The 23106-nt window shown below is 44.9% G+C and carries 23 protein-coding genes; 2 read left to right on the plus strand and 21 right to left on the minus strand.

All coding sequences use genetic code 11. The annotated features are described in order from the left end of the window. Positions 1-140 precede the first annotated feature (140 nt). A complete protein-coding gene (locus BM257_RS13840; protein WP_092073899.1) occupies positions 141-1520 on the plus strand; it encodes an OmpP1/FadL family transporter in 1380 nt (459 codons plus the stop codon). A gap of 76 nt (positions 1521-1596) precedes the next feature. Here BM257_RS13840 and BM257_RS13845 read toward each other — a convergent pair whose 3' ends face one another. From BM257_RS13845 to BM257_RS13935, 18 genes are all read right to left on the minus strand, one after another. Then, positions 1597-2784: a GH3 family acyl-acid amido synthetase gene (locus tag BM257_RS13845; protein WP_092073901.1), complete on the minus strand. Its 1188-nt coding sequence runs from the start codon at positions 2782-2784 to the stop codon at positions 1597-1599. A 17-nt stretch (positions 2785-2801) separates the two neighbouring features. Continuing rightward, entirely contained in the window at positions 2802-3770 is a 969-nt protein-coding gene (locus BM257_RS13850) for a S66 peptidase family protein (RefSeq protein ID WP_092073903.1), read from the minus strand. After that, positions 3757-4923, minus strand: coding sequence for a helix-turn-helix domain-containing protein (locus tag BM257_RS13855; RefSeq protein WP_092073905.1), 1167 nt, complete (start codon positions 4921-4923; stop codon positions 3757-3759). Before BM257_RS13855 ends, BM257_RS13850 begins: the two co-directional genes overlap by 14 nt. 258 nt (positions 4924-5181) lie before the next feature. Then, entirely contained in the window at positions 5182-6078 is an 897-nt protein-coding gene (locus BM257_RS13860) for a hypothetical protein (protein WP_092073907.1), read from the minus strand. Between the two features lie 144 nt (positions 6079-6222). Beyond that, positions 6223-8490, minus strand: a complete 2268-nt coding sequence (gene priA, locus BM257_RS13865; RefSeq protein ID WP_092073909.1) for a replication restart helicase PriA — start codon at positions 8488-8490, stop codon at positions 6223-6225. Between the two features lie 82 nt (positions 8491-8572). Next, the gene (locus BM257_RS13870; RefSeq protein WP_092073911.1) at positions 8573-9175 is read right to left on the minus strand and encodes a porin family protein; all 603 of its coding nucleotides are present in this window, start codon (positions 9173-9175) and stop codon (positions 8573-8575) included. A gap of 76 nt (positions 9176-9251) precedes the next feature. Further along, on the minus strand, positions 9252-10328 hold the full coding sequence (gldN, locus tag BM257_RS13875; protein ID WP_092073913.1) for a type IX secretion system ring subunit PorN/GldN: 1077 nt from the start codon (positions 10326-10328) through the stop codon (positions 9252-9254). Positions 10329-10343: 15 nt separating this feature from the next. Next, entirely contained in the window at positions 10344-11906 is a 1563-nt protein-coding gene (gene gldM / locus BM257_RS13880; RefSeq protein WP_092073915.1) for a type IX secretion system motor protein PorM/GldM, read from the minus strand. A gap of 2 nt (positions 11907-11908) precedes the next feature. Continuing rightward, on the minus strand, positions 11909-12727 hold the full coding sequence (gene gldL / locus BM257_RS13885; protein ID WP_092073917.1) for a type IX secretion system motor protein PorL/GldL: 819 nt from the start codon (positions 12725-12727) through the stop codon (positions 11909-11911). After that, complete coding sequence (locus tag BM257_RS13890) at positions 12724-14181, minus strand: T9SS ring complex lipoprotein PorK/GldK (protein ID WP_092073919.1); 1458 nt, start codon at positions 14179-14181, stop codon at positions 12724-12726. The genes gldL and BM257_RS13890 overlap by 4 nt, the downstream gene beginning before the upstream one ends. A 9-nt stretch (positions 14182-14190) precedes the next feature. Next, on the minus strand, positions 14191-15123 hold the full coding sequence (locus BM257_RS13895) for a PorP/SprF family type IX secretion system membrane protein (protein WP_092073921.1): 933 nt from the start codon (positions 15121-15123) through the stop codon (positions 14191-14193). 126 nt (positions 15124-15249) lie between these two features. Then, positions 15250-15978, minus strand: coding sequence for a peptidylprolyl isomerase (locus tag BM257_RS13900; RefSeq protein WP_092073923.1), 729 nt, complete (start codon positions 15976-15978; stop codon positions 15250-15252). Between the two features lie 69 nt (positions 15979-16047). Further along, on the minus strand, positions 16048-16830 hold the full coding sequence (locus BM257_RS13905; RefSeq protein ID WP_255405845.1) for an SGNH/GDSL hydrolase family protein: 783 nt from the start codon (positions 16828-16830) through the stop codon (positions 16048-16050). A gap of 84 nt (positions 16831-16914) precedes the next feature. Continuing rightward, entirely contained in the window at positions 16915-17364 is a 450-nt protein-coding gene (locus tag BM257_RS13910; protein WP_092073925.1) for a GatB/YqeY domain-containing protein, read from the minus strand. A gap of 120 nt (positions 17365-17484) precedes the next feature. Then, positions 17485-17760 carry a hypothetical protein gene (locus tag BM257_RS13915; protein WP_218154516.1) on the minus strand — a complete coding sequence of 92 codons (276 nt, stop codon included), beginning with the start codon at positions 17758-17760 and terminating at the stop codon, positions 17485-17487. Between the two features lie 338 nt (positions 17761-18098). Beyond that, positions 18099-18596, minus strand: coding sequence for a nitroreductase family protein (locus BM257_RS13925; RefSeq protein WP_092073931.1), 498 nt, complete (start codon positions 18594-18596; stop codon positions 18099-18101). 15 nt (positions 18597-18611) lie between these two features. Then, positions 18612-19235 (minus strand): nitroreductase family protein, encoded by a 624-nt coding sequence (locus BM257_RS13930; protein ID WP_218154517.1) that lies wholly within the window; start codon positions 19233-19235, stop codon positions 18612-18614. 3 nt (positions 19236-19238) lie between these two features. Next, positions 19239-19421 (minus strand): hypothetical protein, encoded by a 183-nt coding sequence (locus tag BM257_RS13935; protein ID WP_092073933.1) that lies wholly within the window; start codon positions 19419-19421, stop codon positions 19239-19241. Positions 19422-19536: 115 nt separating this feature from the next. On the opposite strand from BM257_RS13935, the gene BM257_RS13940 reads away from it, so the two are divergent. After that, positions 19537-19764 (plus strand): LexA family protein, encoded by a 228-nt coding sequence (locus BM257_RS13940; protein ID WP_177216137.1) that lies wholly within the window; start codon positions 19537-19539, stop codon positions 19762-19764. Positions 19765-20072: 308 nt separating this feature from the next. Here the strand turns inward: BM257_RS13940 and BM257_RS13945 are convergent, their stop codons facing one another. The 3 genes from BM257_RS13945 to BM257_RS15045 all read right to left on the minus strand — a co-directional run bounded on the left by BM257_RS13945 (position 20073) and on the right by BM257_RS15045 (position 22999). Beyond that, on the minus strand, positions 20073-21338 hold the full coding sequence (locus BM257_RS13945) for a hypothetical protein (RefSeq protein WP_092073937.1): 1266 nt from the start codon (positions 21336-21338) through the stop codon (positions 20073-20075). A gap of 12 nt (positions 21339-21350) precedes the next feature. Beyond that, positions 21351-22319, minus strand: coding sequence for a zinc ribbon domain-containing protein (locus BM257_RS13950; protein ID WP_092073939.1), 969 nt, complete (start codon positions 22317-22319; stop codon positions 21351-21353). Positions 22320-22396: 77 nt separating this feature from the next. After that, positions 22397-22999, minus strand: coding sequence for a double zinc ribbon domain-containing protein (locus BM257_RS15045; protein WP_092073941.1), 603 nt, complete (start codon positions 22997-22999; stop codon positions 22397-22399). Positions 23000-23106 lie beyond the last annotated feature (107 nt).

The raw sequence follows: 23106 nt of genomic DNA on the forward strand, positions 1-23106 counted from the left end.
ACTTTGTGCAACAAATGTGCCATTTTTAGTTAATAAACCTTAATCTGTGCACGTTTACAAAAGAACAAATAAACATTTATTATACCTTTGCAGCCGATTTAAGAAAATTTAATTTAAAACATCCGTAATAGAGAAAGACAATGAGAAAAAGTTTAATAGCATTTGCTGTTTTCATGATGACTACAGGAAGCGCCTGGGCTGGTGGTATCCTGACTAACACGAACCAGAGTGTAGATTTCCTTAGAAACCCTGCTCGTGATGCTGCCATCGGACTGGATGGTGTCTATAGCAACCCTGCTGGTGTTGTGTTTATGCCAGAGGGTTTTCACCTTGGTATCAACTGGCAGTATGCACACCAGACTCGTACCATCACATCGACAAACCCAGTGTTTCAGATGGGTCGTAAGAACAATGCCAACAGCCCCACTAAGATTTTCGAGGGTGTGGCAAACGCACCTATCATCCCTTCCATTCAGATTGCTTATAACATGGAGCACTGGAGTCTTCAGGCTAACCTGTCTGTACCTGGAGGTGGCGGTGCCTGTGAGTTTGAGGACGGACTGGGTTCCTTTGAGAGTGTAGTAGGTAATATCGCAGCGATGCTGGCACCATTAGGTGCTCAAGGCTACGACATGGACGGCTATATGAAAGGACGCCAATATTACTATGGTGTACAGATTGGTGCTGCCTGCAAGGTAATCCCCAACCTCTCCCTCTATGGTGGTCTGCGTATGATCTACGGTGATGCCACCTATAAGGCAAAGATTAGTAACATAGAGGTAAAGACCGCCCAAGGATATGTCGATTTCGGAAGCTACCTCCAGGCTGTCACTGCTGCCGGCTATGGTGAGCAGGTGGCTCCCCTGCAGAAATACGCAGAAGGTGTTAACTTGCTGTGTAATCAGGATGGTATTGGTTTTGCCCCTATCGTCGGTGTCGACTATAAGACGGGCAGATTCAATTTTGCCGCTAAGTATGAGTTCCGCACCCAGATTCGCATGAAGAACGAGTCTACTGTCAACGAGGCGAGTGAGATTGAGGCTGTCAACAAGTTCCGTGATGGTGAGAAAGTCAACGAGGACATGCCTGCCCTGCTGACCGTCGGTGTTCAGTACAGTCCCATTGATGCAGTACGTATCAATGCGGGCTGGCACCACTTCTTCGACAAGGATGCCTCTTGGTATAACCACTCACAGGAACTGCTGAGCCATAATACCAACGAGTTCCTGCTGGGTGCAGAATGGGACACCACAGAGAAACTGACCTTCTCTGCGGGTGGACAGCTGACACGCTATGGTATGACAGATGAGTACATCAGCGATATGTCTTTCGTAGTCAACAGCTACAGCATCGGTTTCGGTTTCAGCTACCAGCTGTCTAAGAGAGTGGCTGTCAAGGCTGCCTACTTCCAGACCTACTATGGTGACTACGACCGCACGAATGCTGACAATCCTCAGATTAAGGACTCCTTCACCCGCACCAACCGTGTCTTCGGTGTCGGTTGCCAGTTAGACTTCTAAAGAGAAGAGTTGATTAAACAAAAAGACCTGCACTCGCCACAGCGAATGCAGGTCTTTTTGTATGCTTTGTGCTACATTATTTATCTATAATAATGGTGGGGGTATCGTGATAACGTCCGACGACAGAGATCATCTTACGCGTCTTATAACGATAGAGCCCAGACAGGTTGGTGATGACCATCTCATAGCTTCTGCCTATCTCAAGCTGGTCGAGTGTCAGTAAGTAATTATAGTTCTTGTCCTCCTTTTTCTTGAACTCATAGAAAACGCCATCAGGAATCAACACCGTCTGAGGGTCATTCAGGTTTATCGCTGTTGAGAAGGTTCCCTCTGGAGAACTGATACCTGTGAATATAAACTGGACGTTTTTACCACAATAAGTACGCAACAATTCAAAACTGGTATTCAGACGGTCTACATCGAAGACCATGATACAATGCAGTCCGGACCATAGCTCGGATATCAGCTGCGTCCCGATATGGTGCGACTCCATGATGTCACGAACCGCCTGTGCCCTTTTAGCGTCAGGAGCAATATAAGGAGTACCCTTATCGATATCCTCAGCCAACCGGGGCCAGTGTTTCTCCACATAACGGAGTAAGTCCAGCATATTGGAGTAATGCTCGCACATCGCCATCGACACATTTTCCTGTTTGACGGCGAAGAGTGCCTGCAGGTAACGGATATCGTCTCTCTCCGGCGGGTTAGCCACCTCCACAGGTATCACATAAATCTGATCATTGTCAAACTTACGTTTTACCAACAGTCGTCCAAGCAAGTTACCGACAGTGATATCTGTAGGAAGGCGGTCGACACTATTGTCAACCAGATTCAGTGTCATACCATCGGCTAACAATCCATGACAGCCTGCCAAATAGAAATTGGAACTGAATTGGTAGTCGTATGCCGTCTGGGCATCCCACCTGGACACGGGAAGTTTCTTATACCCGGAAATCAAGGAAAAATGCTCTGTCAGATAGGCTGTGAGCACATTCCTATCTCCCCTTGCGATACGCTCGATATAATTAGAGTAATCCTCATAAACACTCAGCGGGACGCGCTCCCTGAATTCTTGTAAGCTACCAATACTGCTGAAATCATTATCCTTGCCAAAGGCGGTATTGGCATTCTCGCGGACAAGTCGCATAACGAACTCCTCCTGACTCCGCATGGGGTCGTAGGTGACTTCGTTAAGTCTGTTGTTGACCATCAGACCATCCATCCATCTGGCTTCATTGACAATTTTTATGATTTGCTTACTCATTACTGGTATTTTCCTCGTTATCGCATTAACTGTGCTTCTGGCCTTTCTATGTGGAATGGTTGCTGCGCACCGTTGATATTGAATGTCAGCATCGCCTTGTCTATGGATACGTCGAGCGAGCACGGCGCACCTTCGATGAGGGGCAGACAACTATTGCTGCCGACAGGGAAGCCACAACAGACAGGGATGTCCAGATCAGCCAGATGAGCCGTCAGCATCTGCTCTACACATCCGAACTGAAGATCGAACTTAATGGAGCTGAACGAACCGAGAATGACACCTCTCACCCTCTCAAAATCGAGGCGCAGGCGTAGCATATAGAACAATCGGTCAACGGCATGTAACGACTCCTCCACCTCTTCCACAAACAAGATGATGTCCCGCTTGGGAGAGACATGATACTCGGTGCCTGCTATGGGTGAGTAACTGGAGAGGTTTCCTCCTACCAGGATACCCTCAGCATGGCCACATCGGTTGTAGGGATTGGAAGGAATCTCATATCTCGGCAACGTGCCGAAAAGGATATTACGCGCAACAGAGACAGAAGGCTCCTGTTCTGCGGCAATCTGAAACGCCATCGGTCCATGGACACACATGACTCCTGCTGCGACCATCAAATTCAACAGCACAGTGATGTCGCCATGCCCCATTAGCCATTTAGGATGTTGCTGGATACTTTCTTTGGAGAGACGTTTCAACAGGTGAATAGAGCCATAGCCTCCACGTGAGCAAAAGATCGCCTTGATATCGTCATCCTCGAACGCCCACTCCAAGTCGGCAGCTCTTTCATCTGCTGTTCCTGAATAAGCATCGACATTCAAACTATTAGTACGTTCTCCGATAACAGGACAGAGCCCCCAGCCTCTGAAGACCTCCGAAGCTTGTATCAATGCTTCATGTGCCACCCAATATGCAGGGGCGACAAGAGCCACCTTGTCACCAGCTTTCAGATATGGTGGTTGGATAATCTTTTTACCTGGATTCATTATTATCAATTGAATTTTCTTCGTTAATACTCTTGATCCATTGTGTTACGGGCATTCCCATGTATTGTTTGAATGCGACACCAAAGGTACTGTAACTGTGGTAGCCACTCTCTACGGCTAACTCCTTAGCTGTCGCTGTATCACCATTGGAAAGCTTCTGCCGGTAGAGCTGCGTAAAGTGCTCGATACGCAGACGGTTGATATAGGAGTTATAGGTTTCACCGCGTTCGGCAAAGTAAGTACCTAGATAAGTACGGTTCGTACCAATAGCAGTAGCCAACTGCTGTAGCGTCATATCGTGTTGCCGGTAGAGCTGTTTCTTCTCACAATACTCACGCAGCAGTTTGTCCATTTTCTGATATGCACTCGTATCAATGTTGCTGACTTCCGATTCCACTATCTCCGTCGGTGGCACCACGTTGCCGTCGTCTCTGTCATCTTTATCGTCTGCATCGGTTATCTCAAGAGTCTGGAGCGTCTCGACACGCCAGACGATATAGATGATGATAATGATGGACACAAACTGCGTAAGATATTCCCGATAGAGCTCACCTCCATGATAGACATAGAGATAGAAGACGGGTAGCAGGCATAACGGTGCCAACAGGCTCTGCCATACCTCTTTATGTTCCAAATCGGCGAAATTGTCTTTCAGCCATCGTCCATATTGTCTAACCGCCACGACCATATAGACGAAAAAGATGACACCTACGACGAAAACATAGCCTTGCATTACCCATTCGATGACTCGTTGGCGTGTCGTGACACCTATTATCACCAAGACTGCCGTTGGAAGGACTGAGGCGAAGAAGAGCCAAAGGGGACGACGGCGGTCCTGCAACAGTCGCAACAGAGTTGCCATGATGAGTGGTACCAGCGTCATGTTGTCGAGGGCAATCAATATAAGGATGCGGACGAGCTGGTCATCGGTCAGCCATACCTGTCCCAACAATATCCACCAGACATGACTCCCTGCCATGGTGGCAAGGAATGCTGCCGCCCACAGTCTCAGCTCACGTGGAGACTGGACATTCTTCACAATAACGTTAACAGGTCTGAGGAGAAGATATACACACGACATGATAGCCATCATTGCGACGCCGCCATAAAGCATCATAAAATACATGTCCAATTGTCCTTGGTTGCCGTACATATTCCTTCTTGATGAAAAATCCCTGCAAAATTAGCATTTTTTTCGGGATAACCGTTATTTCCCAACCGAGCTCACGTTCTTTTTGTAAATTCTACAATTAATTTTGTAAATTCTATAAATGCGATTCAGCTGTTTTCCCGTCAGGCATAGAAATGCCTGGCATACCTCTTCGGAATGCCTTGTATCCTCCCATAACGATGCCTGCCATCACTCTAAGGAAGCATCGGAATAACCCATGGGAGGTATCGAAGATGTAACTTACTTACAAGTAATGACAGTATGTGACTTTGCCGTCTGTCCCATCGTATCCGTCGTGGTGTCGACAGTGACAGACTTTACCCAGCCATCATCAAGCAAGTCGTAGGTAGCTGTCTCCTTCATATCCATCTTCAGCATCCCGCTTTCAATCACTGTGTCGATGTTCTGCTTAATCATATCTGCCTGGGCTGGTGCCAACTTCTCGACCTGGGCAATGAGGAGTGCTTTAAGCTCATCCTTACTCATGTTCATGGATGAGTTCGTCACAATATTCTTTCCATTGACAAAATACAGACGTTTCATCTTCATACCCTGCTCATTGACATACTCCTCCTGGGCTCCCGTCATGACTGTCTTGCCGTTCAGGGTCATCACACTGGTGGCGTTCTGCATACTCTTGAGCAACTTCTCCTCTGTCAGACTCTCCATCAACTGCTGTCGCAACGGCTCTTTGGGGACAAGCTGGGACATTTGCGGGATAGCCTGGTACATTTTCTTTATCAGTTTGTCACACATATCGTCCATCTTCGGCCTTAGCTCCGCATAATTGACAATCTTCTCTGCCCGACCGTCATTGTTGGTGGCAACACGGACATTCAAGCCCTTCAGCAACTCTGCGGCACCACTCAACAACTGACCTGCGATATTGTCAGAGGTGGCATCAGAAGTAAACGTCGTCGTCAATACATCCACCACATAGCCGTCAGCATTAGCCTCGGTCACCGTATACTTCATGTCTGTGGTGATATTCACCTCCTTCTGACCAGGGATATTCGTGGTTGCCACTACGTTATACACTTTAGTCAACCCCTTCTGCATCTTGGGGGCAATCTTTAATTGAGCACTTACAGCCATCGCTGCTGTTAGCATCACACTCAGAAAAAATAATTTCTTCATTGTTCTATTAATAATTAATAATGTTAAAGATCAAGGTTTTTAATTCTCATGTGCAAAGGTAAGACTATTATCGTTAGTTCGCAAGAAAAAGGGTTCTCTTTTGTGTGCATCCATACATTGAAAACTATTGAGAACCTATCATAATTACAACGGATCGACATCGTAGTAGATCTGGAGGGAGTTATAACGCTTGTCGGAGAGCATCTGGGACTGTGCCATCAGCAGATACTCACGGACTCGTTTCATGTCAATGCTGTTCTCCAGTTTGAGGACGAGTTTACGGATGTTCTGGGACTTCACTTTTGCCACAGCTGGTTTGTCTGGACCAAGGACACGACCGGCGAACCACTGGCGCAGACGAGAACCTAGTTCAATACTTGCTGTGTTCACCACCTCGTCATAACGATGTTTCAAGAAAACATACACCAAGTGGTAGTAAGGTGGATAGTGGAATGCCTGACGCTCAGTGATGAGGTCTTTATAAAGGGCGAGATAGTCGTTACGCACAACCTGTTGGATGACAGGCACCTCCTTGCTCTTGGTCTGCAGGATAACCAGTCCGCGCTTCCCTTTACGACCAGCACGACCACTGACCTGTGCCATCATCATAAAAGCATGCTCGTAGGCACGGAAGTCGGGATAGTTCAGCATCGAGTCGGCATTGAGGATACCTACCACACTGACCTTGTCGAAGTCCAGCCCCTTTGAGATCATCTGTGTCCCTATCAGGATATTCGTGCGCCCTGCCCCGAAGTCGGTGATGATACGCTCATAGGCATTACGGGTACGAGTAGTATCTAAGTCCATACGTGCCACTCGCGCCTCTGGGAACACCTCCCTTACCTGTTCCTCTATCTTCTCCGTGCCATAGCCACGTGTCTTTAACTCCGTGGAGCCACAACATGGACACTCGGTGGGTATCCGATACGTATAACCACAATAGTGACACGTCAACTGGTTCATCTGCCGATGATACGTCAGTGATACATCACAGTGCTGACAATGGGGCACCCACCCACATTGCTTACACTCTATCATGGGAGCGAAACCACGTCGGTTCTGGAAGAGGATTGCCTGTTCCCCACGCTCCAATGCCTCACGTACCTTATTCAATAATAAAGGGGAGAAGGGACCCGCCATCATCTTCCGATGCTGGAGGTCCGCAATATCCACGACCTGTATCTCCGGCAATTCGATACCTTGATAACGCTCCTTCAACTCTACCAGCCCATACTTCCCTGTCTTAGCATTATGATAACTCTCCATGGAGGGCGTTGCAGTACCTAACAGGGTACGAGCCTTATACATCTGTGCCAGCATGATAGCGGCAGAACGGGCATGATAACGAGGAGCGGGGTCTTGTTGTTTATACGATGTCTCATGTTCCTCGTCAACAATAACGAGTCCCAGTTTTTGGAAAGGCAGGAATACTGCAGAACGAGCACCAAGGATGACATCATAGGGATTCTTCGAGAGTTGTTTCTGCCATATCTCCACCCGTTCCGCATCCGAATATTTCGAATGGTAAATTCCCAGACGGTTGCCGAATATTCGTTGCAGGCGTTGCATGATCTGAACCGTCAGAGCTATCTCCGGTAAGAGATAGAGCACCTGTTCCTTACGTTCCAATGCCTGCTGAATCAGATGGATATATATCTCCGTCTTACCACTGCTCGTCACACCGTGCAACAAGGTGACGGGCTTCCGCATCATCGACATCAGAATCTGGTTATAGGCTTGCTGCTGGGCTATGTTAAGTTGCTTGATGTATTCAGGATGATACTCACCCCCATGGTTCAGTCGTCCTACCTCCACCTCATAGGTCTCCAGCATGCCACGCTTCTCTAGCTGCTGCAACGTAGTGGCAGAGGCATGACTGGCATTCAATAGTTCCTCACGGGTGATTTCGTTTAGCTTACAATCTTCTCTCTCTATTTGGTCCCATCCAGACAATTCCAGATAGGCAATGAAAGCCTCCAATTGCTTGGGGGCACGTCCCAGGATGTTCAAGGCGACATGTAAGGCCGCTTCGTTTTGGTAGGCAGGTGTCAGTCGGATATAGGTCTCCATTTTGGGATGATAGCCGTCTTCCGCTTTCAGTCCCGCTGGCAGTGCCGCCTTATAGACTTCACCAATGGGAGCCAGATAGTAATCGGCAATCCATTGCCATAGCTTCAACTGCTGGTCAGTGACAATGGGTTCTGTATCCATCAACTGAGTCACATTCTTGACCTCATACCCTTGCGGCTGTACTTCATGCAGTCGTGCCACAATACCCAGATAGGTCTTGTTACGTCCAAAAGGGACCAGGACACGCATACCCACCTGTACTGTCGACTGCATGGCAAGTGGCAGTGCATAAGTAAAGGTGCCCTGCAAAGGCAATGGTAATATCAGGTCGGCGTATCTCATCAGATGCAAAAGTCTTTGAAGGAAAAAGGCACCCTTTGCCTCAGCAAGAGTGCCTTTCTATCTTGAAGTAGGATTTCTCTTTTTAGAAATAATAGCCCAGACCCAGTTGCCAGGAGTTGAACTTCATCTTACCAGTAGTTCCATCTTCTAGCTCCACCTCACCAGACTTGCTCAACTGGAAGTTATAGTTGGCAGTAATCTGCAACTTGCTGAATACGGTAGCACCTATACCTACGTTACCACTGATATTACTACTCTTCAGCGACCATCCTTTCACATTATTCAAAATAGCATTGAAGGTATTACTCTTGTCACCGATGTTGAAGCCGAACTGGGGACCTGCGAAGGCAAATACATTCACAGCACTGCTTAATCCGAAGCCATAGCGTACATTGACAGGAATCTGGAATGACTGTAACTTGACTGTCTCATCGGTACCTTTGATTTTCGCATTACGCTGGTCATAGAGGGCAGAGGCGTCAAGACTCAAGCCTACTACAGGAAGCGTGAATTTCACTGTAGGACCCACATAGAAACCAGACTTATTGGAAATGGCATTACTGATATTATCTACAGATATCGTCGTCAGGTTCAAGCCTCCCTTGAGACCGAACTTTACCTGTGCTTGTGAAGGCATTGCGAAGGCAATGCAAGCAATAGCTATAATTGTCAGTATCTTTTTCATATAATCCTTCTATTAATTATCCTGCTGCAAAGATAAACAAATTCCGTGAAATTAACAAACTTTTTAACATTTTTCTTTAGTGACGCTGACGACGTACGGTAATACGGGGGGATGAAGAGGAACCTCCCTCAGAAGAACCTTTGCTCTTCTTACTTTTCACACTACGGCTTCGACTTCTGTTACGGGATGCCTTTTTCTTGGAGACCTTCTCGTTCTCTGGTTGAACTTTTGCGATAGAGTCCAGAGAGTCACGCTGTGGGGTATGTCCAAACATACCACGCTCAAAAGCCAGCAACTCCTTCTCAATCTTCTCCTGCTCCTTCTTAGCAGCAGCGTCTGCACTGGCAGCGTTGAAATCACCAAACTGTGGACGAGCGGCAGCTTGCCCCATCCTATTACCAGCCTTATATATCTTACCTTGATAGCTGTTCATCGTGAAGTAATCCTCTAACGTCATCGTAGCAGCGTTATTGAGATTCGATGCCTGTACGCTCTGTCGACTCAGGAATGGTTCCAAGTCTGTATACTTTACCCAGAACAAAGGATATTTCGCAGCTTCGCCACCAAAGTCGTCCTCACGCATCATCACAGGACAAATCGCCATCACCTTACGACGGAACTGGGCATTCGACTGATCGTAATAGGCAGATTCCTTGAGGTAATACATCTTCACTTCGGCAGAAGGGATGTCGCTATTCTCCACCCGCAACTTACCATCTCGTGTCTCATAGAAGATATGATAGTTGTCAAGAAGGGTCTTCATCGCCACCTTCGATGAATCACTAAACGACTCATTACCGTCCAAGCGGTATTCATAGACGGGAATATAGTTATTCAACGCCAACTTGAAGATGTAGGTAAAGAGGTTCATCTGCTTGTCAATAGGCTCTACAGGATAATAAAGCCCTGAGTTCGCCTCGTCATTTAGGTTGATCTCACGATAAAGGTCACGACGCCACACCACATTCTCCGGCATATCCAACGAAGTGGGATACATTAGGCGGGCACGCTGGCTGAGACCTTGATTCTGAGTGGTCACCTGCTGTTTCTGTGCCTGCTGTTTCTGTGCCTGCTGTTGGCGACGAGCCTTTGGCTGTGCCATAACGGCACCAGCCATCAGCGTTATCATCAATAAGAATAATACTCTCTTCATATCTTCTAATCTTTTTTATTTCACTATTACTTCCATCGACGCATTCAACTTACGTGCCGATCCGTCAGGACCTGTTGCCGTCACTCTCGAGATATAGAAGCGACGGTTACGCTGTAACTTACGGAAGGTCTCCTTCTGACGGGCAGAGAAACGAGCACCGTCACTAACCATCGGTACAGCATTACCCATATTGTCAAAGAACACGGTCTCGAAACTCTGTACATGGAAAGGAACGTCGAGGATACCATCATCGATGGCGGCACCAATACCATCTGCCGCTGTCAACTGCGCCTTCGACAAACCACCTCCCTTGAAACGGTCAGCACCGCTCTCGTCTTTCACGACAATATAGGGAGTCGGGTCAGGCAAGCGACGGACACGGAACGTGAACGTTCCCATCTGTTGGGCACGCCCTGTATTGGTAGAAGTCACTGTGATAGTGACGTTCTGCCCTGGAGTGGAAGGACGAGCAATATATTTTCCGGGACCGACAGGCTGAAGGGTTCCCCCACTCATTGATGCCTGTATCTTCGTCACAGGAACACCAGGAACACTGATGCTCAACGGGTTGCTATATCCTGCGTAGAGCACGTTCATCAGGTCGGCACTCACTGTAGCAGAGGGATCTACCACACTATATTTCTGTGAGAAATCACGTCTGATCAGTTCGCCGTTACCATTCTCAACTTGTATATAACCTTCCAAGGTAAAGTCACCTGTACGCCCTGCAATAGTCTCATATAGTCCACCTGGCAAATCCATCTCCTTACCGCCAATGAATATCTGTGGAACTTGTGTAGTATCCACTGCCGCCATCACGATACGAGCTGAGAACTTGTCGCCGCGTACCACAGTCTGCGCATTAGGAATCACATAGGCATTTAGGGCATTCACGCGAATATCCTTTACGTCAATATTAGACACCAGCGTATGCAAGACGGCACCCTCCGCATAACGTACATCATTCTGTAATTTACTCAACAGAGTTACTGCAGCTACTGTGGGCATGGACTCGAACATATATTCCTGCCAGTTCTTACCCATCGCCATGGCATCCTTTGGAATCTCCGTCGTGAGATTAGAGGCAATTACTTTCTTCTGCTTATAGTCTGTCACCATGCCTAGCATTGAGTTACGATAGGCATTGATGGCGTCATACAGTTCTTTGCCACGACCACGCCCCGGGGCAAGCATTACCTGTGTGGCAGCTTCAAGGTCTTCCTTATTACGGATATTACGCACATCACCGTCTTTACCGTCAGCCTCCTGCACAATGGCGAGTTTCAACTCATCAGCCAGGTTATAGAGATTATTACTCATCTCCTTGACCTTCTGTGATTTGTCATACCATTGTTTGACCTTTTGAGGATTCTTCTTCATCTGCACGGCAAAATCGTCGTAGATAGCGATATTCTCCATCGTCGCATTGAGCGTAGTGCGCTTCAGGCTATCCTCTACCAAGGAGAAACCGTTGAGCACCTCTGTCGAGACGTTCAATGCCAACAACGCCATAAGGACGACATACATCAGGTTGATCATCTTCTGGCGGGGAGATACCGGGCGTTTCTTGATTGCCATGTTTATTGTCTATTTACGTTCTGCACAGACATCGCCTCTATCATTCGAGCATAGATGGCGTTCAACTCTGCAATTTGCTGAGCCATATGACGGGTCTGCTCATTTATCTCATCGATGGTACCCATCTGTGAGCTGGCACTCTTCAATTGCATCTCATAGACACGGCTGATACCTGTCAGTGTACGGTTCAGGTTCTCCATCTCCTCAGAGTCAGCAGTTAGTCGCTTGCTCTGCTCGCTCACCTTCTTGAGTACCTCCGTCAATTCATTCAGTTCATCGATATAATTTCCTGTTGCCTCGGCGACTCCTGCAGGAGCACCAGTAGACAAAGCCACAGCACCACGCTGCTGTCCTCCTGTCGGTATATCGACCTGTGCAGCAAGGTTGTCGCTACCCTTAGTAGCGCCTACGGAACCACCTATCATTCCACCACCATTGATAATGATAGTGCCACCACCGCCGCTGACAGTACCGCTGCTGACTGTGCCACTACCACTGATAGCCGCACGATGTTCTGGCTCTCCATTCACGATAGTAGCAGCCTCTCCTTCCACATCTGGATGGATATCCAGATTCATACCATCCGCCGTCTTGTCGAAAGGACGGTCAAAAGCGGAAAGGAAGAACACGATAACCTCTGTGCCCATACCTAAATATAGGAAGAAATTGGCTCCAGGCAAATGGGTCAGTTTAAACAGGGTACCCAAGATAACGATAGAGGCGCCCCAACTATAGGCATAGTTCAGAAATGTCTGTCCAGGCACGCTGTCCATCCATTTCTGTAACTTATAAATCATATTCAGTTTACTATATACTGTCATTTTTTGCTACGTTTAGAATTCTTACTCTTCACCTTATCACTGGTAGTATTTGCCATACTACGCACACAGCGGAATCCGATGTAACTGCGGGGTTGGTTCTGATACTCATAAGAACGCCATGCAGAACGGATAAACGACTCGGGGTCTTTCCAAGAACCACCTCTCACACTCTTCTTCTTCAGGCGATAGGGATCTTCCAGGGCGGCATTATACTTCAACTGTGGATTGATATCGTTCATCGACTCCACACCTGCTTCCGTAAAGATGGTACTGGTCCATTCTGCGACGTTACCAGCCATGTCATACAAGCCATTTGTATTCGAGGAATAGATACCGACTCTGCTGGTAATCAAGTTGCCATCTTTGGTATAGTTTCCCTTATCAGGCTTGAAATTAGCATAGAAGCAACCGTTACCAGAAACCACGTCCTGGTTCTCCCATGGGAACTCATTCTGGTCTTTGCCACGAGCAGCATACTCCCATTCCGCCTCTGTCGGGAGACGATAACGCTGTACGTAACGGGCAGCACCACCCAAGCCTTTCAGCAGGTACTCTGTACGCCAGGCACAGAAGGCGTTTGCCTGCTCCCATGTAACACCCACTACTGGATAGTCGTTATAAGAAGCACTGGAGAAATAGTAACGCATATAACCCTCGTTCTCAGCATTGGGGAAGTCGTTGACCCAACACGTTGTGTCGGGATAGACATTCACGATATAGGTATTCAGGAAATCCCAAGGTCCTGTATACTGGCGGTTGATGGTCTGGCGGACAATCTTTCCCTCATCATCAATATAGGCGGTGTCCTTGGATATCCATATTTGCTCATTGGCATTGGCACGGAGATCAGTATTGAGGATACGCTCTTGCGGATTTATGCGATATTTACGCTTGGCAGCCTCCGTATAATCATAAATCTCATAACGATAGTTCAACTGACGCCAGTCAATCATCTTTTCACCCGTCACGGGGTTATAAGTGTAAAGACTCTCAAAGGCACGCTGCTCATCCTCATTGGGCTTGCGAGGCAAGGGCTTCTTCCAGTTCAGATGAGGAGTAACAGGCTCACCATATTTGTCCTCCTCAATCTTGTAACTCTCGTCACCACCATAATTAGGATCGGCAAGACGCTCACGAAGAATGGAGTCACGGACATAATTAACAAACTGACGATACATGGAGTTAGTCACTTCATGCTCATCCATCCAGAAGCTCTCGACAGAGATATCACGGACAGGCATGGGTTTACCCCACAAGCTGTCTTGTTGCTCGATTCCCATTTTCACATGACCACGCTTAATCATCGTCATGCCATAAGGGGTCGGCTCACTGAATGCACGACCACTGGCACCTGTCACCTCACCACCTTTCATAGAAGCGAGTTTCGAGCCAAAACAACCCGAAAGCAAAATCATTGTGCAGATGCAACCTATGATACTAATGATCTTCTTCATATACTATTTTTATAATATTCTCACACTCTGATGACGATTACGACCTTTCTTGTAAAGATTCAGTTCCGTCTGATAACCCACAAACAACTCATGACAGCCATTACCGAGTCCAACACCTCCTGTAAACATCTCGTAACTATAACCCAGACAGATGCCATGGAAATTGCCGCCTATCATCGCTGTGACGGAATTGGTGGGACTATAGCCCACACCCCCATAGATCATCTTGCGATCATGTGTATATTTCACCCTGATTGTCATGTCTGCACGATATGCAGAGCCGTCAGTACGCCCCAACACTGTGGGGTGTATTGTAAAAAACGGATTTCTTAGTCGAATATTGTATCCACCCGTCAAATAAAAAACCCTACTCATCTCAAAAATAGAGCGATCACCTATCTCTATAGCTGGTGCTGTGGCATGCAAAACAGAAAAACCAACATACCAATTCTTGCGCTGATAATAGAGCCCCGCACTGACATCCATGGCGGTTCCATTAGCATCTGTCTGGGTAAAAACAGGGTCATCGGGCTGCTCCACATCTATCTCAGAGCCCTTAAAGCCCTCGCTCAGCATACCGCCTTGGACACCGATACTCAATGTACCACCGAACAACCGTTGTTTGAAGGCATATTGCAGGAGAATACGTTTATGAGTAAACAGACCGATCTCGTCGTTCATCAACTGAATTCCGACACCATGATAAGCCCCCAGGAAACGCAAGGGCATGTCAGCGGCGATATACATCGTACGAGGATTATGCTCATAACCCACAAAACTCATGTTATAAACACCCACAGCATTGATCTTTGATTCCTTACCAACAGCTGCTGGATTAAAAGAAGGCTCCATCGCCCAATAATGGGCAAAAGAGGCTTCCTGCTGAGCCATCATTCCAACGGCAAACCCTTGCAGCGCTACTATCAGAAACCATTTTTTCACGAATATATAACGCTCATATACCCGAATTATTGTAATAAGGAAAAACGGCAAGAAGGGTACTGATTATTTCGTCCCCTCGATCCATACGGACATAATATGTCTCGCAAATCTTCCTGTATTCCATAATCACTCAATAACAGTCATTCTCATTTCAATGTCATCAACAGGTCTGTCAGCGCGTCCAGTAGCAGTTCCTTGAATCATTTCAACCACGTCAAGACCTTCTTCGACCTCACCGAACACTGTATATTGACCATCAAGATGGGGTGTGCCGCCAATGGTAGAGTATATCTTCAACTGGTCATCGGTTAATCCTGATTTTCCCACCTTATTTTCTGCTTGAGCTGCAAGTTTATCTTGAAGTTCCTGGAGTCCTTCACGATTCCTGTCACGACGCATCTGCATAATCTCAGCACGATACTCGCCAGCAAGAGCATTAAACTCTGCTTGAACTCTCTGCATCCTCAACTGTTTGGAGAACTGACGCAGTTGTCCTTCATTGTAAACTTGCCCCCAGACAATATAAAACTGAGAACCACTACTGCGACGCTCTGGATTAACTTCGTCACCCTGCCTCGCAGCAGCCAATGCGCCACGCTTATGGAAGAGTCCGTCCTTTATTTCGGCATTAAGTGTATAGTCCGGACCTCCTACACCAAGCATCTTTCCGGCAGGTGCACCCTTAGAATCAGGATCACCACCCTGAATCATAAAGTCCTTTATCACTCGATGGAACAGTGTACCATCGTAATAACCCTCCTTTGCCAATTTCAGAAAATTGTCGCGATGTATTGGAGTCTCATCATATAGGCGAACTACAATGTCGCCAAGCATTGTTTGAATCTTTACTTTCATATCCGATTAATTATAGCTAGAATCACAAGAAATCCTCACCAAAGAAGATGGATATCATCTTTCTTACATTTAATCCGAGTTTATTACTGTACTTAGCCACAGATCTGCCATTTTTTGATGTCCTGCCGCTGTTGGATGTATGCCATCCCATATCCAATAAGAGGGATTTTGCTTGGTCATTTCTTCGAACATTTTCTCATAATCGAGCAAGATAGCTGCGTAGTCAACAGCAATTCGTCGAACAACCTTTGCACACGCAGCTATTAATTTCTTTCGCTGTTGGTAATTATCAGCCGATCCTATTCTTCCAACCTTTGCAACAAAAGGCGTTCCAAGAGCTATCTTGACGTTAGGGTTGGCAGAACGAAGTTGATCAAGCAAATCCCGATAGTTACTCTCCCACTGTTTTATATCGAGTGGAGCCTTGCCACTGAGGTACAAATCCACATCGTTGGTTCCGACAAGCAAAGTCATTACATCAGGGTGAAGATCAATGCAATCAGATTGCCAACGCTGCTGAAGCTCATTGAGTGTATTTCCAGAGATACCACGATTGAAAAACAAGGTTTCTTGCTCAGGATAGTCACTTTGAATCCTGGCAGCGCACAGCATCATGTAACTATGACCATAGATGTGGTTCAAGTCCTTCTGGTTCCGTTCCTCTGTCGACATCATTTTTCCTCCACTACGTCCCCAACCGCCATCGGTAATAGAGTCGCCGATAAACAGAAAGCGTACTCCTTTCTTAATGACATTGCAGATAGAGGCAATAGAGTTACTTGCTTCCATGTTTATCCCTATTTTGGGTGAAGCAATGACTAGAATCAACAGTAACAGTAGTTTCTTCATCATCTCGTATTCTTGCGGCTCATATCCATCTTGCATGTCTATCGCGCACACTTATTGTGCCACTAATTCTAGACATAGAATCATAGCTTATGCCAAGAGCTTCTTTACAATCTCAGAGATGACTCGTCCATCAGCTTTTCCTGCCAACTGCTTGCTGGCTGTGCCCATTACCTTTCCCATCTCCTTCATGCTTGTGGCTCCCACTTCAGCAATAATCTTCTTCACCTCTGCCTCTATCTCCTCTTGGGAAAGTTGTTTCGGCAGATAACTCTCAAGTACTTCCACCTGTGCCAACTCAGCATCAGCCAAGTCTTGACGCCCTGCCTGTGTATAGGTTGCTGCTGTCTCCTTACCCTGCTTTGCCAGTTTTGAGATAATCTTCAACGCATCAGCATCAGCCAATGTGTCGTTGGCTCCTGGAGCAGTCTTTGCTTCCAGAAATACTTTCTTAATGTTGCGGAGCGTCTCCAGACGCACCTTGTCGCGAGCCTTCATTGCAGACTTGATGTCCTCGCTAATCTGATCGAATAATGCCATAATATCGCTATTTTTATTAATCAATACATTTCTTTGTGATACAAAATTAATTATTTTCCATCTGAACGACTCACACTTCCATAAAGTTTTAGTTTAATTTAGCGATTAAACTGTCTAATGTCAGTCATAGTATTCTATTTGCAGTTCCTGGCTGACATCAAACTCACAGTCATCATCATAGAAGTAAACCAATCGCAGGCCACGATACACTGATGGAACTTTCAGAACTTCCAACAAATGCCACTTGGGCTTACCGAAGTCATAGGAAGAATGGTCAAGGATGATTCGATTCGAGGTATAATCGAAATGATAGTAGCCACCACCTAAACATGAATCACCAGGCTTCAACAGGTCTTTATGCTGATTAACCATGCCAAGGCGAAAGTAGCCATCCATTGTTATTATAAACTTCGGTAGTGCCATCATCATTTGTTCATAACCCAAGCAAACCCTTTAGCAATTCTCTTTTCTGAATCGATGAAATGATTGCCAGGATTCCAACAGAACACAGTGCCTGAAAGTTCAACAGTTCCATCATCACCAAGCGTTGCATACAAGTTCATGCAGTCAAATAGATAGTCCTCATTGGATGCAGCAGGATAATTGGGACTGACAACACAAGATGTAGTTCTTCCTATTCTCTTGCAATCTTCCAGTTTTGCTATGAGTGAGGAAATCTGCATCCCACAGCACATTCTCATATTAAACAACCAAAGATGACCGTGTGCCATGTATCATTTTACGATTTCTTCAATGGCCTTACGCTTCTTTTCCTTCAGATCATCAGCGGGATAGCCGACAGGAATCAGGACGGCAGCTTCCTCATTCTCACCTAGACCAAAGGACTTCTTACACAGTTCAGCATCAAAGTTACAAACCCAACATGTGCCGAGTCCTTGTTCTGTTGCAGCCAGACAAAGATGCTCTACTGCAATGGCTATGTCTATATCGCCATGATGTTTACCATCGGAGCGTACCCATTCCTCATCATGCAGTATAGATGCAATGATAACAACAGGGGCAGTAGCAAACCATTCACGGTTGTAGCATTGGCTGATTTTCTTCCTATCTTCCTCACTGCTGATGATACGGAACATCCACGGCTGTTTATTCACAGCAGAAGGAGCATACCGAACACACTCCATAATGTAGTCCAGTCTTTCGTTCTCAACACTCTTAGACTTATAACTCCTACAGCTATATCTTCTTTTTATCAATTCCAATAATTCCATATTATCCAAGATTTATCAGAAGAATTTCACGATTTCATCAAGATTCTTTCTCTCAGGGCGGTTAGGCTCTTCTGCTCGATAGCCCAAAGCGATGACAGCCATGATTGTCTCATTCTCAGGAATGGTGAAGAGTTCTCTAAGCTTGTCCGCTTCACGCATTCCCATGATCAGTGTGTCGAAGCCCATAGCCCTGGCTTTCAAGATTAGATAACAGTTACTCAGTCCATTATCATAGGCTCCCCATCCGTCACCCACCTCGTTGGTCTGATTACCTTGGAAGAAGCCAGACTTGCCACGTTCAAAAGTCGAGACGATAAGAACAGGGGCGTTTTTAATACGTTCCTTATTGCCACCAACCATATCCTGCACAGCTGCCAGTTTCTCTTCACTGATGGCAACATAGTATTTCGTAGGTTGCTGGTTTGCCCATGAAGGAGCCTCTTGTGCTGCCTTGATAAGATCACGAACTTCTGCCTCTGTGATTTTCTTCGAGGCATCGTAGTTGCGGACACTTCTGCGTGAGGTTAATACTTCGTCGAAAGACGATGTGGACGTAACGTTTTCGTTACTGTTGCCGTTGTTGCAACTTGTCATTGACAACAGTGCCATAAAAGCACCAAACATAATCTTTTTTGTCATAGTTTAATATTTTGTGAAGTTATACTTTGCTCTAAGTTCAGCCTTCTTCTCTTCACTCTGACTGGTGAAATAACCCTTCCAGCCTGGGCAGTAATTGATATGCCAACGCCAGAACTTACCTAAGAAAGAATTGGGCTTCTTGTCGTAGTGCGCCCGAAAATTGCAGTTTTCACAATTATGTGCCATAATTCTCTTAAAATATTGTAATGTTGGCTGCAAAGATACAAATAATAAAGGGGAAATGAGTTCCTTTGCCATCAATTATTCGGTAGACGAAAAGAATGACACCTTTCAAGACTTAATGACTCGACTCACAGCCAAGCAGAAGGCTTTGTTGCTTGCGTTGGCACATTCAGAAAAGGATGTACAGCCCACCAGCGGACAGTTTATTAGGAAATATCACCTTACCTCTGCAAGTGCCGTACAAAGAAGTTTATCTGCTCTGCAGGAAAAAGACATCGTTACAAGCAATAACGGGCAATACTTTATCTACGATTATTTCCTATACTATTGGTTAAAGCAACAATAAAAAAACAAACGAGACAAACAAACAAAATCTGCTTATCTCGCTGATACTTAATTACTTAGTAAAATTTCTACCGCTTAATACTCATCCTCGTTGAAAGGATTGCGATGGGTTGTATATCAACGTGTTATGTTATTATCTCTCAACTTTGGGGACGGCTATTTTACCATAGAAAGCGTTAAAACGCCATTGGTTTTTCAGCCATTTACCCCTCCGTCATGCTATTACCGCTCTAATTGCGTTGCAAAGATACAACTTTTTTATGAAATATACTCATCTTCCTCAGGAATATTTCCTCAATCCTCTGTTTTTTAGTTAATACGGGACAGTTTCCAATCCCTCATATCCATTCTTTCGCTTTTTGTAACCATATTATTGCCATCAATAATGCATCTCATCTTTATAGAATCACCGCTATAATCATGGGTGGGCATTACTTTAATATATAATGTATTACCATCTTGGCCGAATGTTCCTTTATATGTAAAAACATCTTGTTCGTTAATTCTTATAAAAGCAACATTAGGGGGTGTTAGTTCTATTGTAAATGAATGATTGTCATTGTATTCAGAAAACGTCATTGGTTTTGTTATCTGACCATTTGAATAATCAACCTTACCTAAATCAGTATAATAAGTTATAGTTCGGGTTGTCATCTTGATTTCATCATCAACAGCGAAAGTACGTTCTATCCAATTACCTTGAGAATCTGTTTGTTTTAGCTGAACGTCTATTTTATCTGTTCCTAATGCTTCGCCATGGATATAGCCAAAACTCTCTATACTTATAAGTGTGCCGTTATCGTCATATATATAAATATATGTTTGAGAATTCCCCGTTCTATTAGTATAGGTATGGTTTGCGACATTTCTACAATATGTTCCATCTCCATTGTTGTAGCTATACACAAGTTCATCATACCATCCATACCCTTCTCCCCATTCATATTCTATTATCTGCCCATTATCGTTTCTTTTTATTATCGCAGACGTTATGTTTGTTTCGTCATTATTCCATATCCTATACATCTTGTCAACATTTCCCCATTCGTCAAACTCAACAACAATAGGTGAGTCTAAATTATATCTCACAGATTTGACACTTCCATACAATTCAAAAGTAGCCAAATCATTAGACAGATAAACCAATTCTTGAGGCACAGAGTTTTTGTTTAGCTTTGAATAAAGTAACAAACCAACAAGAATCAGTACCACCAAACAGCAAAAGCCAATAGCAATCTGTTTTTTCTTCACAGTACCTAAAGGGGCTGTCTTTGTTTCAGCGACACTCTCGTCATTAACACTATCACTATATATTTTCCCTTCATGACAAATAGACAAATCCTCTACGCTATCAGTCTCACTCAGAACAGCTATTTCTTCTTTTTCAGCATCCTTGATTTCAATCCCCGTTTCTTCATCATTCATGGGACTTGGCTCTTTCATGCATAACTCCTGCGGTATCTTTGCAATTTGAGACTCAGCCTTTACATCCTCAATAGGGCAACCACATTGAGGACAACATTCTGCAAATTCTGATAACATTTTCCCACAGTCGGGACATTTTATTAGTGCCATACTTATCGTTTGTTAGTTATACATATCACCTGTATTAAGGTCTATTAGCCTTCCATTTCTATTATCAACTTTAAAGCGAACATTCCCACCAAGAAGGGGAGAATAAGCTTCAACAACAGCCTGACTTTCATTATAGCCAACTATATTTATAGCCCCTGTCGCACATACTCCGTTAGTATATAAGCACATATCTTGGAAAGTAATACAATTATTTCCGTTACAAAAGTTGTGACTTGACAAATAGGAAATAACATCCTGCGCACTCTGAAAAGAGTATGAAGATGAAACATGCTGCCTTGGTGAGAAATCACTACTTTCCACCTTGTGCATCCAATGCCCTTCCCCCATATCTATCCTCCGTTCTTTAAAATCTAAGCTGAAAGTTGTCGTATAACTTGCTCCTTGCATTCTTAGAACATTACCATCAATCCTATAACTACATCTTTCTGTATCAAAACCATCTTTATAGGTTATTGTAGATTCCGAAATCTCTATTTGAAGCTTCCCATATTCAGTAGTGCATTCCCATATCCCATATAACCAAGAAATATCATTATTATTTGCTCTTGACTCAGCAGAAAGAGCCGATTCAGACGCGTCTTTACCTATCTCTTCTGTTATTTTTTCAACAGAGCCTCCTTTTGGTACTTCTCTTTTAGTTGAGCATCTTCCAATAAACCCCAAAATAATCAACCCAACCATAAGAACACATACAATTACAGCTATAGAAAAGTACTTCTCATCTTTGCTTGTTTCAGACATCTTAGGTTTTGGGGCAAGATTCCCCTTATTCTTTTCCTCAGCAACAACATGATTGATTCCTTCTTGTTTCTTGGGAAATAACGGATTAGCGCAGGGGACTTGTCTTTCGGAATTCACAAGTTCTGCTTTCGCCTTCTCAACAGAACACCCACATTTCGGGCACCTAAATGCTCTGTCCGATATTTGATGACCACATTTTTTACATTTGACAAGTCCCATACTTTTTCCATCAATTAAGCATTATCCGATAGTAACTCTTTAATAGATTATCCATCTACTCAGGATCTTTTGCAAAGTTAAATCAACCTACTCAAGACAAAGACAAGAATCGCTATGATTATAACCCAAAGCCACCTTTGACTGTCTTTTCCCCGATTCTTGTTTATAGCAAATTGATAATTATCTTTATCAGTAATAGTGGCGTTAAGTGCACCTGTAACTCTGTTAAATGATAACAAGACCCAATCACCCTCTTTTACATAACAAGTTGTTGAACGGAAACTACACTTGAATTCTAATACACAGTTTTCTGTAATACAAACTTGAATTCTTTCATTGTGACCCACTTCACCTATCTGTTCACCTTTGCAAAACACCTTTATAGTAGGGTAAGTCGCAAAAGGTTCTGTATAACCAAGAATTGTAACCCTTGACGTTTTACTATAGGAACTCAATTCATCATCTATTCGGATGTTTGTATCTATAGCATTACTTTCTATTTTTTGACTATCAAGCGGATAGCCACAGTTTTGGCAAATAATGTCAGCTTTAGAGACCTCTATACCGCATTCAGGACACACATTTTTAAAAAACAGTTTAGATGGGCAACCACAATTAGGGCATTTCGCTGCTTTATCTGAAACTTGTTTTCCGCATTCAGGACATGTAATCAGTGCCATAGCCGCATTAATAGTAGCACCCGATGGCTCTATTGGTGCAGTTATTAAGCTATAGACATAAAGGAAAGTGGAGCCTCCATCCTACCTTATTCCTTGATGTAGGGCTT

The organism is Prevotella sp. tf2-5, assembly GCF_900115435.1.
GTDB lineage: Bacteria > Bacteroidota > Bacteroidia > Bacteroidales > Bacteroidaceae > Prevotella.

Bases quoted from the DNA above. Each gene is read 5' to 3' on its own strand.
- BM257_RS15045 (WP_092073941.1), bottom strand. From the start codon at position 22,999: ATGGCACTGATTACATGTCCTGAATGCGGAAAACAAGTTTCAGATAAA.
- BM257_RS13845 (WP_092073901.1), bottom strand. From the start codon at position 2,784: ATGAGTAAGCAAATCATAAAAATTGTCAATGAAGCCAGATGGATGGAT.
- BM257_RS13915 (WP_218154516.1), bottom strand. From the start codon at position 17,760: ATGGATGGCTACTTTCGCCTTGGCATGGTTAATCAGCATAAAGACCTG.
- BM257_RS13935 (WP_092073933.1), bottom strand. From the start codon at position 19,421: ATGGCACATAATTGTGAAAACTGCAATTTTCGGGCGCACTACGACAAG.
- BM257_RS13850 (WP_092073903.1), bottom strand. From the start codon at position 3,770: ATGAATCCAGGTAAAAAGATTATCCAACCACCATATCTGAAAGCTGGT.
- priA (WP_092073909.1), bottom strand. From the start codon at position 8,490: ATGAGATACGCCGACCTGATATTACCATTGCCTTTGCAGGGCACCTTT.
- BM257_RS13940 (WP_177216137.1), top strand. From the start codon at position 19,537: ATGACTCGACTCACAGCCAAGCAGAAGGCTTTGTTGCTTGCGTTGGCA.
- BM257_RS13910 (WP_092073925.1), bottom strand. From the start codon at position 17,364: ATGGCATTATTCGATCAGATTAGCGAGGACATCAAGTCTGCAATGAAG.
- BM257_RS13890 (WP_092073919.1), bottom strand. From the start codon at position 14,181: ATGAAGAAGATCATTAGTATCATAGGTTGCATCTGCACAATGATTTTG.
- BM257_RS13925 (WP_092073931.1), bottom strand. From the start codon at position 18,596: ATGGAATTATTGGAATTGATAAAAAGAAGATATAGCTGTAGGAGTTAT.
- BM257_RS13870 (WP_092073911.1), bottom strand. From the start codon at position 9,175: ATGAAAAAGATACTGACAATTATAGCTATTGCTTGCATTGCCTTCGCA.
- BM257_RS13900 (WP_092073923.1), bottom strand. From the start codon at position 15,978: ATGAAAGTAAAGATTCAAACAATGCTTGGCGACATTGTAGTTCGCCTA.
- BM257_RS13950 (WP_092073939.1), bottom strand. From the start codon at position 22,319: ATGGGACTTGTCAAATGTAAAAAATGTGGTCATCAAATATCGGACAGA.
- BM257_RS13855 (WP_092073905.1), bottom strand. From the start codon at position 4,923: ATGTACGGCAACCAAGGACAATTGGACATGTATTTTATGATGCTTTAT.
- gldN (WP_092073913.1), bottom strand. From the start codon at position 10,328: ATGAAGAGAGTATTATTCTTATTGATGATAACGCTGATGGCTGGTGCC.
- gldL (WP_092073917.1), bottom strand. From the start codon at position 12,727: ATGACAGTATATAGTAAACTGAATATGATTTATAAGTTACAGAAATGG.
- gldM (WP_092073915.1), bottom strand. From the start codon at position 11,906: ATGGCAATCAAGAAACGCCCGGTATCTCCCCGCCAGAAGATGATCAAC.
- BM257_RS13860 (WP_092073907.1), bottom strand. From the start codon at position 6,078: ATGAAGAAATTATTTTTTCTGAGTGTGATGCTAACAGCAGCGATGGCT.
- BM257_RS13905 (WP_255405845.1), bottom strand. From the start codon at position 16,830: ATGATGAAGAAACTACTGTTACTGTTGATTCTAGTCATTGCTTCACCC.
- BM257_RS13945 (WP_092073937.1), bottom strand. From the start codon at position 21,338: ATGGCACTAATAAAATGTCCCGACTGTGGGAAAATGTTATCAGAATTT.
- BM257_RS13930 (WP_218154517.1), bottom strand. From the start codon at position 19,235: ATGACAAAAAAGATTATGTTTGGTGCTTTTATGGCACTGTTGTCAATG.
- BM257_RS13840 (WP_092073899.1), top strand. From the start codon at position 141: ATGAGAAAAAGTTTAATAGCATTTGCTGTTTTCATGATGACTACAGGA.